Here is a 16,008-nt window from a genome sequence, read left to right as displayed (position 1 = left end):
AGACCGGATTGAGTTCGGCAGCCGCATCAGAAGCCGCACCCGAACCGAACACCCCTGAGCGGGCCGGACCGGCCGACACCGCCGACCCGGCCGACCTGCCGACCGCGGCGGGCGCCGACGCCGCCGCGGGAGCGGCCGGAACCCCGGGAGCGCCCGGGGCTCCCGGTGCCGCACGTCCCGCCGCGCCGCCGGTGCCCGGCGGCATGTTCAGCTCGCTCCGCAACCGCAACTACCGGCTCTTCGCCGGCGGCGCGATCGTCTCCAACACCGGCACCTGGATGTCCCGCATCGCGCAGGACTGGCTGGTGCTGAGCCTCACCGGGTCCTCCTTCGCCGTCGGCATCACGACCGCGCTGCAGTTCCTGCCCATGCTCCTCTTCGGGCTCTACGGCGGCGTCCTCGCCGACCGCTACCCCAAGCGCCGCATCCTGGTGGCCACCCAGGCCCTCATGGGCCTGCTGGGCCTCGGCCTCGCCGCGCTGACCCTCAGCGGCGCCGTGCAGGTCTGGCACGTGTACGCCATGGCCTTCGCCGTCGGCATGGTCACCGTCGTGGACAACCCCGCCCGCCAGGCCTTCGTCGTCGAGATGGTCGGCCCGGCCGACGTCCGCAACGCGGTCTCGCTGAACTCCGCCAACTTCCAGAGCGCCCGCCTCGTCGGCCCCGCCGTCGCGGGCGCGCTGATCACCGCGGTCGGCAGCGGCTGGGCGTTCCTCTTCAACGGCCTGTCCTTCCTGGCGCCGCTCGCCGGGCTGCTGCTCATGCGCGGTTCCCAGCTGTACAAGGTGCCCACCGCGCCGCGCGGCAAGGGGCAGCTGCGCGAGGGGCTGCGCTACGTCGCCGGGCGGCCCGAGTTGATCTGGCCCATCGTCCTGGTCGGCTTCATCGGCACCTTCGCGTACAACTTCCCGATCTGGCTCACCGCCTTCGCCGACGACGTCTTCCACGGCGACGCCGGCATGTACGGCCTGTTCAACTCGCTCCTCGCGGTCGGCTCCGTGGTCGGCGCGCTGCTGGCGGCGCGGCGCGGAAGCAGCCGGCTGCGGCTGCTGGTCGGCGCGGCGCTGGGGTTCGGCCTGCTGGAGGTCGTGGCGGCGCTGGCGCCGACGTACTGGATCTTCCTGGTGCTCATGCTGCCGATCGGCATCTTCGGGCTGACCTTCAACACCACCGCCAACGCCAGCGTGCAGCTGGCCACCGACCCCGCCATGCGGGGCCGCGTCATGAGCCTGTTCATGATGGTCTTCGTGGGCGGCACGCCGCTGGGCGGACCGCTCGTCGGCTGGGTCACCGACGTCTTCGGGGCCAGGACCGGCTTCCTGGCCGGCGGCCTGGTCGCCGCCGCGGCGGCGGCCTGCATCGGACTCGTCCTGGCGCGGCTGGGCGGGCTGCGGCTCAAGATCGACCTGCACCGCGGCAAGGACCACAAGCTGATCGAGTTCGTCCCGCGGGAGTCGGAGTCGGTGGCCGCCTGAGCCCGGCCCCGGCCCGGGCGCCCGCCCGGGGGGTCAGGCGACGGCGGAGCGGCGCTGGTTGCGGAACTGCCGCATCAGCTCGGCCCACACGAGCATGCCGGTGACCGGGGCGGTGGCCGCGAAGAGCATGTGGACGTAGTCCTCGCCCAGGCTCGACGAGGCCCACAGGCTCCAGGCGAGCGCGCCAGCCACGCCCACGGCGGTCAGGAACCAGGAGGGCAGCTCGCGGCGGTCGTCGACGATCGCCGCGGCCGTGCCCAGCCCGCCGCCGATGACCAGGCCCATGACCAGCACCGCGCGGGTCCAGTCCGGTGCCCCGATGACCTCCTGCAGCACGGGTTTGGCGTGCAGCTGGCGGTAGGTGATCAGCAGGCTCGCGACATAGACGGTCACCAGCGTCACCAGGCTGAGCGCTCTCACGAGCCGGCCGAGCGTGCCCCGCTCTCCGTCGGGCATGACGTCCCCCCATTGCCGTAACCCGGCCGAAATGGCCGATTATGGCTCAACAGAATGCCGGAAAACGGATGAACGGCACAGGGGATCGGTGAAACCGGGGCCCGGCGCCGGCTCAGGGCCACTGCGCCCCGGCCGCCGCCCCGGCTGTCCCCCGGCGCCCGCCTCCGTGTCGTCGCGCTCGCGGGCCTCGACGACCTCCTCGATGTGCTCCTCCGCCCACTCCTTCACGGCCGAGAACAGCGTGGCCAGGCTCGCGCCCGGCGGCGTCAGCGCGTAGTCCACCCGCACGGGGACGGACGGTGTGACGGTCCGCGTCACCAGGCCGTCCCGCTCCAGGGTGCGCAGGGTCCGGGGCTACGCCGTCCAGCCGGCCCGCCACGCGGGGCTGCGCGTCGTCGCCCTGGCACGCCCCGCCGACGCGCCGCTGCTGCGGGAACCGGGCGCCGACGAGGCCGCGGTGCGGGACGGCGGCGCCTACGTCACAGCCGGCCCGACGCGGTGCCCGCCGCCGGGCGCGGCGTCCGCGTCGCCGCTGTCCAGGTCCACCCGGACGGGGAGCGCCTCCCGGAGCTCGTGGCCCTGGTGGACGGGGGCGTGCTCACCACGCGCGTGGCCGAGACCCATTCCCTGGCCCAGGTCGCCAAGGCCCACGCCCGCCTCGCGGAGGGCGGACCGCGGGGGAGGCTCGCGCTGGTGCCGTGATGCCGTGACCTCGGGTGTCGGCGACCGGAGGCGCTTCATCGTTTCGAGTGAATGTGCGATCGGGGTGACCCGGATGGGCGGCGGTTGCGTGAGAATCGGAGGTGTCGTCAGCCGCGTGCACGGAGCCCCCTGGAGGACCGATGAGCTCACAGCCCCACTGGGCGCCTCGGGCGGCCGCCGGCTCGTACGCGCCGGACGATCCGGAAACCGCGCTCAAGTACGCGATCCGGCACCACGGAGGGGACCGGGTGCAGATCGTCGAGGGGGTCATCCAGCAAGTGGTGCCACCTACGTGGGGGCATGAGAAGGCCGCGGCCCTGATCCGTCGGCAGATCGATCCCGTCGTGCAGAAGATGGGCTGCCTCTCAGGCTCGGGGAACCTGGACCTTCCTGGCAGTGGCAACTGGTACGTGCCGGACCTGGCCGTCGTGCCGGAAGACGTGGCGGAGGCCGACGCTCTCGTCCCCCATCAGACCCTGCTGGTGGTGGAGGTCACCTCCGAGTCCAACGGCGACACCGACCGCAGCGTCAAACGTCGCCGCTACGCCGAGTACGGCGCCCCGCTGTACCTGCTCGTCGACCGGCAGGAGCGCAGCTGCACCCTGTACGCGGAGCCGGGGGAGCTCGGTTACCGGTCGGTGGACGGACCGCACCCCTTCGGCACGCCGCTGCGGCTGCCCGAGCCCTTCGGACTCGACTTGGACACCGCGGAGTTCTGAGGCCGCTCACCTTCTCGCGGCCCGCCGATCACAGCCCGTCGGACAGCAGCTCCGCCAGGTGCCGGGCCCGCACCCCGGCGAGCTGGGCGAGCTGGGTGCGGCAGGAGAAGCCGTCCGCCAGGACGGCCGTACCGGGGCGGGCGGCGCGGACGGCGGGAAGGAGGCGGTCCTCGGCGCAGGCGACGGAGACCTCGTAGTGGCCGCGTTCGAAGCCGAAGTTCCCAGCCAGGCCGCAACAGCCGGAGGCCAGCCCGCCGTTGAGCCCGGCGCGGGCGCGCAGCCGGCGTTCGGCGGCGTCACCGAGGACGGCGTGCTGGTGGCAGTGGGTCTGGCCGGTGACGGCCCGGTCGAGGCGGGGCGGCGTCCAGCCGGGCGCCGCCTCCTCCAGCACCTGCGCGAAGGTGCGCACCGAGGCCGCCAGGGCCGCCGCCTCGCCGGTGCCGAGGAGTTCGGGAAGATCGGTGCGGAGCGCCGCCGCGCAGCTCGGTTCCAGGACGACGACGGGATGCCCCGCGGCCACCACCGGCGCCATCCGCCGTACCGTGCGGCGCATCACCCGTCGGGCCCGGTCGAGCCGGCCTGTCGAGACCCAGGTCAGGCCGCAGCACACCCGCCCGGGCGGCAGCACGGCCCGCAACCCGGCCGCCCGGAGGACGCGTACGGCCGCTCGGCCCACCTCGGGGGAGAAGCGGTCGGTGAAGGTGTCCGGCCACAGCACCACGGTCGCTCCCGCCCCCGGCGCGGGCTGCTCCTCCTGCCGCCGCCACCAGCGTACGAAGGACTCCTCGGCCAGCAGCGGCAGCTCCCTTTCGGGCGCGACCCCCGCGGTCCGCTTGGCCAGAGCCGCCAAGGGCCGTACCCGGGCGAGGGCGTTGACGGTCCCGGCCGCCGGGGCCGCCGCGCGCAGCCAGGTCGGCAGCCCGCCCATCAGGTAGTGGGAGGCGGGCCGCGGCCGCCGCCGGTAGTGGTGGTGCAGGAACTCCGCCTTGTAGGTGGCCATGTCGACGCCGACCGGGCAGTCCGTGCGGCAGCCCTTGCAGGACAGGCACAGGTCGAGGGCGTCCGCGACCTCCGGCGAGCGCCAGCCGCCGGTGACGACCTCGCCGGCGAGCATCTCGTGCAGCAGCCGGGCCCGGCCGCGCGTGGAGTGCCGCTCCTCGCGCGTCGCCCGGTACGAGGGGCACATGACGCCTTCCCCCGGGCCCCCGCCCGTGTCACGGCACTTGGCGACGCCGACGCAGCGGCGCACCGCCGCCGAGAAGTCGCCGCCGTCCTGGGGGTAGCCGAAGGCGACGTCGACCGGCCGGCGCGGCAGGACCGCGAAGCGCAGGTTGCCGTCGAGGGGGGCGGGCCGCACGAGCATGCCGGGGTTGAGACCGCCCGCCGGGTCCAGCGCGTCCTTGAACCGGCCGAAGAGGGCGACGAGTTCCTCCCCGTACATCCGGGGCAGCAGCTCCGCGCGGGCCTGCCCGTCTCCGTGCTCCCCGGACAGCGAGCCGCCGTGGGCGACGACCAGGTCCGCGACGTCCTCGGAGAAGCGCCGGAAACGGGCCACACCGGCGGCGCCGAGCAGGTCGAAGTCGATGCGCACGTGGACGCAGCCGTCGCCGAAGTGCCCGTAGGGGGTGCCGTGCAGACCGTGCTCGCGCAGCAGCGCGCGGAAGTCGCGCAGGTAGGCGCCGAGCCGCGAGGGGGGCACCGCGCAGTCCTCCCAGCCCGGCCAGGCCTCCGCGCCCCCGGCCGTGCGGGTGGCCGTCCCGGCGGCCTCCTCGCGGACGCGCCACAGCGCGCGCTGCGCGACGGGGTCGGTCACGACGACCGAGTCGCCCGCGTCCGCGAGCCGCCGCAGCGCCTCCGCCTCGCCGGTGCCGGGCATCTCGACGAAGAGCCACGCGCCGCCGCGGGGCAGCAGTTCGGCGGCCTCCCCGCCCACCAGGTCGGCGGCCATGCCCTCCACCGTCAGCGGACCGTACGGCAGCAGGCCGTGCGCGGCGTCGGCGGCGGCGCCCTCGTCCGGGTAGCCGAGGACGACCAGCACACGCACCGGGGGCGCGGGCACCAGGCGGACCTCGGCCTCCGTGATCACGGCGAGCGTGCCCTCGCTGCCGGTCAGGGCGCGGGCAAGGTCCCGGCCGCGTTCGGGGAGCAGCGCGTCCAGGGCGTAGCCGGAGATGCGCCGGGGGAGCTGCTGGGGGTAGCCGGTGCGCAGCAGGGCGAGATGGCCGTCGACCAGTTCCCGCAGGTCGGCGCGGAGCGGCCCGGCGGTGCGCAGCGGCTCGCCGCCGTAGGTGAGGCACTCCAGGGCCCGGACGTTGTCGGCGGTGGTGCCCCAGGCGACGGAGTGCGCTCCGCACGCGTTGTTGCCGATCATCCCGCCGAGGGTGCAGCGGCTGTGGGTGGACGGATCGGGGCCGAAGGTCAGCCCGTGCGCGGCGGCGGCGCGCCGCAGATCGTCCAGGACGACCCCCGGCTGCACACGGGCCGTCAACGCCTCGGGGCTGAGTGACACGATCCGGTGCATGTGGCGGGTGAAGTCGAGCACGACGCCGGTGCCCGTGGCCTGCCCGGCGATCGACGTCCCGCCGCCGCGCGGCACCACCGGCACCCCGTGCGACCGGCACACGGCGAGCGCCGCGGCCACGTCCTCGGCGTCGTACGGCGCGACCACGGCCTCCGGGACGCGCCGGTAGTTGGACGCGTCCATCGTGGTCAGTGCCCTGCTCTGCGGGTCGAAGGAGACCTCGCCCCGTACGGCCCGCTCCAGGTCGCGGCGCAGTGCGTGCCGCAGATCGTCCGCCATGCCCCTCAGCCTGCCCCACCGCGGCGCATGTCTCACCGGATGGAACGCAGCCCCGTGACGGGGTCGTCACGCACTACGCTGCGAACGTGGCCGAGATCCAGATTCCCGCTGACATCAAGCCCGCCGACGGACGATTCGGTTCGGGCCCCTCCAAGGTGCGGCCCGAGGCGCTCAGCGCGCTGGCCGCGACCGGCACCTCGCTGATGGGCACCTCTCACCGGCAGGCGCCGGTGAAGGACCTGGTCGGCAGGGTCCGGGACGGCATCCGCGAGCTGTTCGCGCTCCCCGAGGGCTACGAGGTGGTGCTCGGCAACGGCGGCTCCACCGCCTTCTGGGACATCGCCACCCATGGCCTCGTCGAGCGCAAGTCGCAGCACCTCAGCTTCGGCGAGTTCTCCTCCAAGTTCGCCAAGGCGGCCAAGCTGGCGCCGTGGCTGGACGAGCCGACCGTGATCTCCGCCGACCCGGGATCGCACCCCGAGGCCGTCGCCGAGGCGGGCGTGGACGTCTACGCCTTCACCCACAACGAGACCTCCACCGGTGTTGCGATGCCGCTGCGGCGCGTCGCCGGCGCCGACGAGGGCGCCCTCGTCCTGGTCGACGCCACCTCCGGCGCGGGCGGCCTGCCGGTCGACATCGCCGAGACCGACGTCTACTACTTCGCCCCGCAGAAGTCCTTCGCCGCCGACGGCGGTCTGTGGATCGCCGCGTTCTCCCCGGCCGCGCTGGAGCGCGCCGAGCGGATCGCCGCCTCCGGCCGGCACATCCCGGCCTTCTTCGACCTGCCGACCGCGATCGACAACTCGAAGAAGAACCAGACGTACAACACCCCCGCGCTCGCCACCCTGTTCCTGCTGAACGACCAGCTGGAGTGGATCAACGGCCAGGGCGGCCTCGACTGGGCGGTGGGCCGCACCGCCGCCTCCTCGCGCAACCTCTACGGCTGGGCCGAGGACTCCAAGCACGCGACCCCGTTCGTCACCGACCCGGCCAAGCGCTCGCAGGTCGTCGGCACGATCGACTTCAACGACGACATCGACGCCGCCGCGATCGCCAAGGTGCTGCGCGCCAATGGCGTCGTCGACACCGAGCCGTACCGCAAGCTGGGCCGCAACCAGCTGCGCGTCGCGATGTTCCCGGCCGTGGAGCCGGCGGACGTCGAGGCCCTCACCGCCTGCGTCGACTTCGTCATCGAGCGGCTCTGATCCCCGGCCCCACCACGGGGCCACCACCGCCGACGGGCGGGGCGACCGCCCCGCCCGTCGGCGTTCCCGCGCGGCTCAGCGCTCCCGGCGCAGCAGCCGGCGCACCCCGATCAGCAGCGCGGCGATCGCGGCCAGGGTGACGGCGCCCAGCGCGAACTGCCGGGTCGAACCGGGCTCGTCCGCGCCGGAACCCGCGGCGTCCGCCGAGGAGCTCCCCGGGGACCCGGGCGAGGAGGGGGCGTCCCGGCGGGCGGCCTCCGGCAGGTCGTCCCCGCTCAGCGGCGAGCGCCAGACCTCGCTGTCGGTGCCCTCGCTGCCGTACATCAGGGACCGGCCGTCCGGGGTGAAGGCGACGGACTCGCCCTGCCGCTGCAGCGGCACGTGCATCTGGTCGATCCGGCGGGCCGTGCCGTCCGACCAGCGGTACATCAGGGCGCCGAAATAGCCGCGCAGCACCAGCCGGCTGCCGTCCGGGGAGAAGGCACCGTCGGTGATCCACAGCGGGATGTCCGCGATGCGCCGGAAGACGTTGGTGCCGCTCGCGGAGAGCTTGGCCGGGCCCTCGTAGAGGCCGCCGCCGTCCTCGTTCTTGCTCGCGATGTAGACCCGCCCGGACTTCGGGTCGACCATCATCGCCTCGGCGTTGCGCGGGCCCTTGTCGTAGGTGACGGTGAACTGCGTCGCGGTCACCGTCTGGTCGGCCAGCCGCTTCGGTTCCGGGAAGCGGTAGATCCACACGTGCGGCCAGGAGCCGTCGAGGTTGTCGCCGATGTCGCCGACGTAGAGGGCGCCGTCCGGGCCCATCGAGATCGCCTCGACGTCGCGCGGGCTGCCCACGCCGCGCAGGGTGACGGTGGCGACCGTCCGGCCCGTCGCGGAGTCGACGGCGTAGACGTAGGGGCCGTCGTCGCTGTCGTTGTGCGTCCAGTAGACGCCCTTGTGGAGACGGCTGGCGACCAGGCCGCTCGACTCGGTGATCCGCGGGTCCGACATCGTGAAGGCCACGGACTCCCCGTCGTCGGCGGCCGCGGTGCCGACCAGGGGACCCATGACGAGGACGGAGGCCGCGGCCGCGGCGAACAGTGGGCGCATGCGCCAAGCCTGCCAGGTCGACGGCTCAGGCGAAGTCGAGGCCGCCGGTGCGGCTGCGCTTCAGCTCGAAGAAGGCGGGGTGGCCGGCCAGCGCCCGCACCCCGTCGAAGAGCCGCGCCGCCTCCTCGCCGCGCGGGATCGAGCTGAGGACGGGGCCGAAGAAGGCGGCCCCGTCGACGTGCAGCGTGGGCGTGCCTACCTCCTCCCCGACCGGGTCCATGCCCTCGTGGTGGCTCCGGCGCAGCTCCTCGTCGTACGCGGTGCCGCCCGCGGCCTCGGCCAGCTCCGGCGGCAGGCCCGCCTCCGCCAGCGCCTCGCGCAGTACCTCGTCGGAGGCCGGGCGGTCCTGCACGTGCAGCCGGGTGCCGAGCGCCGTGTACAGCTCGCGCAGCACATGCTCGCCGTGGTGCCGGGCGGCGGCGACGCAGACGCGCACCGGGCCCCAGCCGGTGCTCAGCAGGCGCTCGTAGCGCTCGGGAAGGCCCTCGCGGCCCTCGTTGAGCACTGACAGGCTCATCACCCGGAAGCGCAGGCGCAGTTCGCGTTCCCGCTCCACCTCCAGGATCCAGCGGGAGGTGATCCAGGCGAAGGGGCAGATGGGGTCGAACCAGAAGTCCACCGAGTGCGTCATGCCCGCCACCCTAGAAACGGAACGGCCCGCTCAGCAGGGCCATTCAAGGATGCAGGCACTGGGCCAATCCCCGCGGCGGGCCGTGCGTGCCGGGTCCTTCGCAGTGACGGTCCTGACAACGCCGGACCCGAGGTCAGGTCCCTTGCGACGGGCCCCCGGGCCATAGGATCCCCTCCATGTCCAGTGCTCCCCACGGCCCCGGTGACGGGCCCCGCCGCACGCCAGGACGCCGCACGGCGTGGATGTTCGTCGGCGACTCGATGACCATCGGCAGCGCGGGGGAGCACACCTGGCGCTACCGCATGTGGCGGCACCTTCGGTCGCTGGGCACGGAGGGCGAGGACTTCGCGATCGTCGGCCCGCGGACCGCGCTGTACGACCCCGCGGCCGACACGGCCGTCTCCCAGCACTACGCCGACCCCGACTTCCCCCTCTCCGCGCGCCGCCACCTCGCGGGCTGGGGCGAGGGATGGCTGCACATGGCGCCGCTGATCGAGGGCGCCGTGCGGGAGCACCGTCCCGACGTGCTGCTGGTGTCGCTCGGCCTGATCGACCTCGGTTTCTACACCAACCCCGGGCAGACCGAGGCCAATGTGCGGCTGTTCGTCGCGCGGGCACGGGCCGCCAACCCCCGGGTCGCCGCGGTGCTGCTGCCGGTCATACCCAACTCGCGCTGCGATCAGGACCCCGGATTCGGTGCGCAGTGCGAGGAGTTCAACACCCGCCTGGCCAAGGCGGTCGCGGACCTGGACACCCCGGTTTCGCCGCTGCTGCTGGCCTCCCGCCCGGCCGGGTACGACATCGCCCGGGACACCTACGACGGCACCCACCCCAACGCCTCCGGGGAGCACCGGCTGGCCGCCGCGTTCGCCGACGCCGCGTACCAGGCGTGGGGCCTGGGGGCGCCCTACCGACACCCCCGCAACTCCGCTTGATTCGAGCGCACTCCAACGGCTTGGCTGGTGTCCCATGGAGTACACACAGCTCGGACGCACAGGACTCAAGGTCAGCCGGCTCGTACTGGGAACGATGAACTTCGGCCCGCAGACGGACGAGGCCGACAGCCACGCCATCATGGACGCCGCGCTCGACGCGGGCCTCAACTTCTTCGACACGGCCAACGTCTACGGCTGGGGCGAGAACAAGGGCCGCACCGAGGAGATCATCGGCAGCTGGTTCGCCAAGGGCGGCGGCCGCCGTGACAAGACCGTCCTGGCGACCAAGGTCTACGGCAACATGGGCGCCGACGGCGCCCCCTGGCCGAACGACGACAAGCTCTCCGCGCTCAACATCCGGCGTGCCGCCGAGGCGAGCCTGAAGCGCCTGGGCACCGACCACATCGACGTCTACCAGTTCCACCACATCGACCGCGCGACGCCGTGGGAGGAGATCTGGCAGGCGATCGACGTCCTGGTGCAGCAGGGCAAGGTGCTCTACGCCGGGTCGTCCAACTTCTCCGGCTGGGGCATCGCCAAGGCCAACGAGGCCGCCGCCAGGCGCCATTCGCTGGGTCTGGTCAGCGAGCAGTGCCTGTACAACCTGGTCGAGCGCCGCGCCGAGATGGAGGTCATCCCGGCCGCGCAGGAGTACGGCCTCGGCGTCATCCCCTGGTCGCCGCTCCATGGCGGCCTGCTGGGCGGCGCACTGCGCAAGGAGCGCGAGGGCGGCGGCTCCCGTTCCACCTCCGGCCGCAGCGCCGACTCGCTGAAGGACAGCGCCCTGCGCGAGCAGGTGCAGCGGTACGAGGACGCGGTCGACAAGGCCGGACTGCAGCCCGGTGACGTCGCCCTGGCCTGGCTGCTGGGCCGTCCCGGCGTCACGGGCCCGATCGTGGGCCCGCGCACCCGTGAGCAGCTGGACTCCGCGCTGCGCGCGGTGGAACTGGAACTGCCCGCGGAACTGCTCGCCGAGCTGGACGAGATCTTCCCCGGTCCCGGCCCCTCCCCGGAGGCCTTCGCCTGGTAGGCGTCAGGGGTCCCCGCCCCGTCGTGCGCCCGGTCGCAGATTCACCCGGTCGGGCGCACGATGAGGGTATGACCACAGCCAAAGAGATCATGCACCCCGGCGCCCGTGCGATACCGGCGACCGAGACTCTCGACCGGGCCGCGCAGCTGATGCGCGAGCTCAACGTCGGCGCGCTGCCGGTCCACGACGTGAACGACCGGATGTGCGGCATCATCACCGACCGGGACATCGTCACCAAGTGCATCGCCGCCGGACGCGACCCCTCCAAGGTGACCTGCGGCGACCTGTGCGAGGGGACCCCCCGCTGGATCGACGCCGGCGCCGACGTCTCCGACGTCCTGACCGAGATGGAGTCGCACCGCATCAAGCGGCTCCCGGTCGTCGAGGACAAGAAACTGATCGGCATCATCACCGAGGCCGACCTGGCCCGCCACCTCACCGACGAACAGGTCGCGGAGTTCGTCGAGAGGGTGTACGCCGGCGCCTGAGGCGCCCGGCCCCCCTCCGGCCGTCCGGTCGCCCGGCCCGCTAGCCGCGCACGAACGTGCCGACGATCACCACGACCACCAGCAGGGCGAGGGCGGCGGTCATTACTCGGGTACGGGTCTTCGGGTCCACGCATCGAGGTTAACGGGGCGGCCTCAGTGCCCCAGCGGGCAGGTCCGCACCGTCTCGTACCGCGGCTGGGCCCCCGGCACCCCGGGTGTGGGCGGATGGCTCCGCACCAGGGAGACCGCCGCCGCCGTCCACGGTGTCCCCGCGAACTGCGTGAGGGCGGTCGTGAACGGCCGCAGGCCCACTCTGGTGCGCCCGGCGCGCTGCCGGGCGAGTGTGAGGTGGGCGTGGAAGCGGCCGTGCCCGTCCTCGTGGCGGACGCCCGCCCGCCGGGCGGCGGCCTCCGCGGCCGCGGCCGCGCGGCCCAGGTCGTCGCCGTCCACACCGGCCCACAGCGTGCGGTCCCCGAAGCGGCCGCCGCCGGTCAGCGAGATCCGGCAGGGCGGGTGGCGGCGCGCCGCCCGCTCCAGTCGTTCGACCAGGACCGGCAGCAGGCCCTCGTCCACCTCGCCCAGGAACGCCAGCGTCACGTGCCACCCGGCACGGTCCGTCCACCGCAGCCCGTCCGCGCCCGGCAGGTCGCGGAGCGCGTCCACAGCGCCCCCCAGTTCGGCGAGGGCGGACCCGGGGGGTACGACGGCCACGAACAGCCTCATGCCCCCAGGGTGCACCGCACCGGACTAGTGTGCGATGTCCGCGTAGCCCTCGACCTCGCGCGGGTCGCGGGAGCCCGGGCCGACGTAGCGGGCCGACGGGCGCACCAGGCGGCCGGTGCGCTTCTGCTCCAGGATGTGCGCCGACCAGCCCGCGGTGCGGGCGCAGCTGAACATCGAGGTGAACATGTGGGCCGGGACCTCGGCGAAGTCCAGGATGATCGCGGCCCAGAACTCCACGTTGGTCGCCAGGACGCGGTCCGGGCGGCGGGAGTGCAGTTCCTCCAGGGCGGCCTTCTCCAGCGCCTCCGCGATCTCGTAGCGGGGGGCGCCCAGCTCCCTGGCCGTGCGGCGCAGCACCCTCGCCCGCGGGTCCTCGGCCCGGTAGACGCGGTGGCCGAAGCCCATCAGGCGCTCGCCCTTGTCCAGGGCCTGCTTCACGTACGCCTCGGCGTCGCCGGTGCGCTCGATCTCCTCGATCATGCCCAGCACGCGCGAGGGCGCGCCGCCGTGGAGCGGGCCGGACATGGCGCCGACCGCGCCGGACAGCGCGGCGGCCACGTCGGCACCGGTGGAGGCGATCACCCGGGCGGTGAAGGTGGACGCGTTCATGCCGTGCTCGGCTGCGGAGGTCCAGTAGGCGTCGACGGCCGCGACGTGCTTCGGGTCGGGCTCGCCGCGCCAGCGGATCATGAAGCGCTCGACCACCGACTGCGCCTTGTCGATCTCCCGCTGCGGCACCATCGGCAGGCCCTGGCCGCGCGCCGACTGCGCCACGTACGACAGCGCCATCACGGCCGCGCGCGCCAGGTCCTCGCGGGCCTGCTCGGCGTCGATGTCCAGCAGCGGCTGCAGACCCCACACCGGCGCGAGCATCGCCAGCGCCGACTGGACGTCGACGCGGATGTCGCCGGAGTGCACGGGGATCGGGAAGGGCTCGGCGGGCGGGAGGCCGGGGTTGAAGGCACCGTCGACCAGCAGGCCCCACACGTTCCCGAAGGAGACGTGGCCCACCAGGTCCTCGATGTCCACCCCGCGGTAGCGCAGGGCGCCGCCTTCCTTGTCGGGTTCGGCGATCTCCGTCTCGAAGGCGACGACTCCCTCGAGTCCGGGTACGAAGTCGGACATCAGGCGGCTCCTCTTGATGCGGTCGACGATCGAGTGGTGCTTGTGGCACACGGGGTGGGGCATGGGGGTCGGCACTGGGTGCCCCGCACGATATCCCCCGATGTCGAGAGGGCACAGGTACCCGGCCTGTAAGTCTGTCCCCTCCGGCAGGTGACGTGAAGCGTGAGGTCCGGCACATGGTGCGGCGGGCCTCCCACGCGGCGTCCGGCGCACCGTTCGGCACACGGTGCCGCCGCCGTGCTGCAAGATGTGCGGGTGCAGCACAGCCACCACGACCCCGCCGCCATGCGCAAGCAGTACCGCGCCCACGGACTGACCGAGGCCGAGCTGGCCGGCGACCCGTACACGCAGTTCGCGCGCTGGTTCGCCGACGCCGTCAACGCCCGCGTCGACGAGCCCAACGCCATGGTGGTCTCCACCGCGGGGGCCGACGGGCTGCCGAGCTCGCGGACGGTCCTGCTGAAGAGCTACGACCACCGCGGTTTCGTCTTCTTCACCAACTACGGGTCGAGGAAGGGCCGAGAGCTCACCGAGCGGCCCCACGCCTCGCTGCTCTTCCCCTGGCACCCGATCGCACGCCAGGTGATCGTGGCGGGCGCCGCCGAGCGCGTCTCCCGTGAGGAGACCGAGGCGTACTTCCGCACCCGGCCGCACGGCTCGCGGATCGGCGCCTGGGCGAGCGAGCAGTCCTCGGTGGTGGGCGCACGGGAGGAGCTGGAGCGCCGCTACGAGGAGCTGGCCGCCCGCTACCCCGAGGGCACCGACGTGCCCGTGCCGCCCCACTGGGGAGGCTTCCGGGTGGTCGCGCGCAGCGTGGAGTTCTGGCAGGGGCGGGAGAACCGGCTGCACGACCGGCTGGTGTACACGGCCTCGGAGGGCGGCTGGACGGTGCGGCGCCTGTCACCCTGACGGGCGGGCCCGGGGTCGGGCGCCGGCGGGTGAGGCGCGCAGGGGCGTCGGCGGATGAGAACGCAGACGACCCGCGGGCTGCTTCCCGGACGGCGAACCGTCCGGGCATCGGCCGGACGAATCCGACGAGCCCGCGGGTCGGGTGACTGCGATGGAATTGGCCCGCTACGCACATCGCGCGCAGGCGAGGAGCGCAGGCGTCAGCCCGCAGTCACCTCACGCGTCCGATGGGAACTCATTCTCCGGACCACCTCCCTTCATGTGTGCTCGCAACCCTAAGAAACGTTCCGCCGGACGACAAGTGGTTTTTTTCGCCCCTCGCACCACGGCGCCCCGGCCACCCAATTTCGTGAAGTTCCTGTGTCGCCGGTCACACAGGGGTTGAATGTCCAGACGTGCAGTCATTTGATGCGACGCCGCAGCTGCTCGCCGCGCTCCTCGACGGCATGGAGGCCGGACTCTGTGCCCTGGACCGCGACGGAGTGATCACGCACTGGAACTCCGAGGCCGCCCGCATCCTGGGCTGGACGGCGGAGGAGGCCGTCGGCCGGCGCGGATTCGCCGGCTGGGCCGCGCGCACCGCCGACGCCGACGAGGTGCGCGAACGGCTGCTGGGGGCCATGGCCGCGGACGGCCGCCAGGTTCACGAGTTCGCGCTGCTGACCAAGGACGGCCGCCGGGTGCTGGTGCGGACCCAGTCCGCCGCCGTGCACGGCTCCGACGGGCGCCCCGCGGGGGTCTACTGCGCGTTCTCCGAGGTGCACGCCCAGATCGACCTGGAGCGCTCGATAGCCCTCAGCGAGGCCCTCTTCGACGACGCGCCGTGCGGGGTCGTCCTCGTCGACGCCGACCTGCGTCCCGTCGTCGTCAACGCGTACGCCGCCCGGGCGCTGCGCACCAGCCGGGACGCGCCGCTCGGGCGGCCGCTGGGCGACTTCCTCGACCAGGGCGTCGAGGAGCTGGAGAGCGCCCTGCAGCACGTGCTCGCCGAGGGCGCGCCGCCCGCGCCCAGCGAGTTGTGGGTGGGTCTGCGGACGGACGAGGGCACCCGCTGCTGCTGGCGCAGCGGTTTCGTGCGGCTCGGCTCGCCGCTGGGGGAGGAGCCGGTGCCGCTCGGCGTCGGGTGGCTCTTCCACGACGTCACCGACACCAAGGTCGCCGAGCGGGAGGCGGCGCGGCTGCGCTTCCGCAGCAACCAGCTCCACCGGGCGGCGCTGGCCGTCGCCGAGTGCGAGGAGCCCCTGGAGGCGGCCACCTGCTACATGGACTTCTCCCTCGCCGGGTTCGCCGAGCACGCGCTGCTCGACGTGCTGGCGCCCGACGGCGCGCGCCTCGTCCGGGCCGCCGCCACGCCCTCCGGCGGGGCGGGGCCCTGCCTGCCGGTGTCGGGCGGCATCCCGGTGCGGTACGGGGAGGGGCACCCGGCCCTGCAGGCGGTCGCCCGCACCGGCTCCGTCCGGGCCGGCTTCGGGGCGGCGGCCGCCGAGCCCGCGTCCCGGGCCCAGGTCGACAGCTGGGCCGCCGCCCGGCGCTGGCCCGACGGCACCGTCCACGGACTGTGCGCCGTGCTCCGCAGCCGCGGCCGCACGCTCGGCGTCCTCACCTTCCTGCGCGGCGCGGGCCGGCGTCCCTTCGACCGGTCCGACGCGGCCTTCGCCGAGGACGTCGCGCTGCGGGTGGCGGCCTGCCTCGACCTGGCGCCGCGGGCCTGACCGAGG

15 protein-coding genes and 1 pseudogene are annotated in these 16,008 nt (G+C 73.8%); 9 read left to right on the top strand and 7 right to left on the bottom strand.

Going from position 1 to position 16,008, the window contains the following annotated elements; genetic code table 11:
• Positions 1 to 8: 8 nt before the first annotated feature.
• Positions 9 to 1,475 carry an MFS transporter gene (locus B085_RS0118235; RefSeq protein ID WP_018560010.1) on the top strand — a complete coding sequence of 489 codons (1,467 nt, stop codon included), beginning with the start codon at positions 9 to 11 and terminating at the stop codon, positions 1,473 to 1,475.
• Positions 1,476 to 1,508: 33 nt separating this feature from the next.
• Here the strand turns inward: B085_RS0118235 and B085_RS0118230 are convergent, their stop codons facing one another.
• A complete protein-coding gene (locus B085_RS0118230; protein ID WP_018560009.1) occupies positions 1,509 to 1,931 on the bottom strand; it encodes a hypothetical protein in 423 nt (140 codons plus the stop codon).
• A 162-nt stretch (positions 1,932 to 2,093) separates the two neighbouring features.
• A pseudogene (locus tag B085_RS50820) lies at positions 2,094 to 2,282 on the bottom strand (winged helix-turn-helix transcriptional regulator); the annotation flags it as partial.
• A 147-nt stretch (positions 2,283 to 2,429) separates the two neighbouring features.
• Between B085_RS50820 and B085_RS50815 the strand changes: the two are divergent.
• Positions 2,430 to 2,633: a zinc-binding dehydrogenase gene (locus B085_RS50815; RefSeq protein WP_018560007.1), complete on the top strand. Its 204-nt coding sequence runs from the start codon at positions 2,430 to 2,432 to the stop codon at positions 2,631 to 2,633.
• 140 nt (positions 2,634 to 2,773) lie between these two features.
• Entirely contained in the window at positions 2,774 to 3,352 is a 579-nt protein-coding gene (locus B085_RS0118215; RefSeq protein ID WP_018560006.1) for a Uma2 family endonuclease, read from the top strand.
• Between the two features lie 28 nt (positions 3,353 to 3,380).
• Here the strand turns inward: B085_RS0118215 and B085_RS0118210 are convergent, their stop codons facing one another.
• On the bottom strand, positions 3,381 to 6,152 hold the full coding sequence (locus tag B085_RS0118210) for an FAD-binding and (Fe-S)-binding domain-containing protein (protein ID WP_018560005.1): 2,772 nt from the start codon (positions 6,150 to 6,152) through the stop codon (positions 3,381 to 3,383).
• Positions 6,153 to 6,238: 86 nt separating this feature from the next.
• Here B085_RS0118210 and serC point away from each other — a divergent pair, with 86 nt between their 5' ends.
• Positions 6,239 to 7,357: a phosphoserine transaminase gene (serC, locus tag B085_RS0118205; protein ID WP_018560004.1), complete on the top strand. Its 1,119-nt coding sequence runs from the start codon at positions 6,239 to 6,241 to the stop codon at positions 7,355 to 7,357.
• Between the two features lie 75 nt (positions 7,358 to 7,432).
• Here serC and B085_RS0118200 read toward each other — a convergent pair whose 3' ends face one another.
• Complete coding sequence (locus B085_RS0118200; protein WP_018560003.1) at positions 7,433 to 8,449, bottom strand: hypothetical protein; 1,017 nt, start codon at positions 8,447 to 8,449, stop codon at positions 7,433 to 7,435.
• Positions 8,450 to 8,474: 25 nt separating this feature from the next.
• On the bottom strand, positions 8,475 to 9,080 hold the full coding sequence (locus B085_RS0118195; RefSeq protein WP_018560002.1) for a DsbA family protein: 606 nt from the start codon (positions 9,078 to 9,080) through the stop codon (positions 8,475 to 8,477).
• A gap of 242 nt (positions 9,081 to 9,322) precedes the next feature.
• Here B085_RS0118195 and B085_RS0118190 point away from each other — a divergent pair, with 242 nt between their 5' ends.
• The 3 genes from B085_RS0118190 (at position 9,323) to B085_RS0118180 (ending at position 11,533) form a co-directional block, all read left to right on the top strand.
• Positions 9,323 to 10,015: a GDSL-type esterase/lipase family protein gene (locus tag B085_RS0118190; protein WP_018560001.1), complete on the top strand. Its 693-nt coding sequence runs from the start codon at positions 9,323 to 9,325 to the stop codon at positions 10,013 to 10,015.
• Between the two features lie 34 nt (positions 10,016 to 10,049).
• Entirely contained in the window at positions 10,050 to 11,045 is a 996-nt protein-coding gene (locus B085_RS0118185; RefSeq protein WP_018560000.1) for an aldo/keto reductase, read from the top strand.
• 68 nt (positions 11,046 to 11,113) lie between these two features.
• Entirely contained in the window at positions 11,114 to 11,533 is a 420-nt protein-coding gene (locus B085_RS0118180) for a CBS domain-containing protein (RefSeq protein WP_018559999.1), read from the top strand.
• A gap of 153 nt (positions 11,534 to 11,686) precedes the next feature.
• Here the strand turns inward: B085_RS0118180 and thpR are convergent, their stop codons facing one another.
• The gene (gene thpR / locus B085_RS0118170; protein WP_018559997.1) at positions 11,687 to 12,256 is read right to left on the bottom strand and encodes an RNA 2',3'-cyclic phosphodiesterase; all 570 of its coding nucleotides are present in this window, start codon (positions 12,254 to 12,256) and stop codon (positions 11,687 to 11,689) included.
• Positions 12,257 to 12,280: 24 nt separating this feature from the next.
• Positions 12,281 to 13,381 carry a citrate synthase 2 gene (locus B085_RS0118165; protein WP_026251166.1) on the bottom strand — a complete coding sequence of 367 codons (1,101 nt, stop codon included), beginning with the start codon at positions 13,379 to 13,381 and terminating at the stop codon, positions 12,281 to 12,283.
• A 285-nt stretch (positions 13,382 to 13,666) separates the two neighbouring features.
• Between B085_RS0118165 and pdxH the strand changes: the two genes are divergently transcribed.
• Together pdxH and B085_RS0118155 are read left to right on the top strand one after the other, a co-directional pair.
• Positions 13,667 to 14,290 carry a pyridoxamine 5'-phosphate oxidase gene (pdxH, locus tag B085_RS0118160; protein WP_037731923.1) on the top strand — a complete coding sequence of 208 codons (624 nt, stop codon included), beginning with the start codon at positions 13,667 to 13,669 and terminating at the stop codon, positions 14,288 to 14,290.
• A 395-nt stretch (positions 14,291 to 14,685) separates the two neighbouring features.
• Positions 14,686 to 16,002, top strand: a complete 1,317-nt coding sequence (locus B085_RS0118155; RefSeq protein ID WP_018559994.1) for a PAS domain-containing protein — start codon at positions 14,686 to 14,688, stop codon at positions 16,000 to 16,002.
• The last annotated feature ends 6 nt before the right edge of the window (positions 16,003 to 16,008 follow it).

Origin of the sequence: Streptomyces sp. BoleA5, assembly GCF_000373665.1 — a bacterium.
Lineage (GTDB): Bacteria > Actinomycetota > Actinomycetes > Streptomycetales > Streptomycetaceae > Actinacidiphila.
Note: the sequence above shows the minus strand (reverse complement) of the source record. Positions and strands in the feature narration are given on the sequence as shown.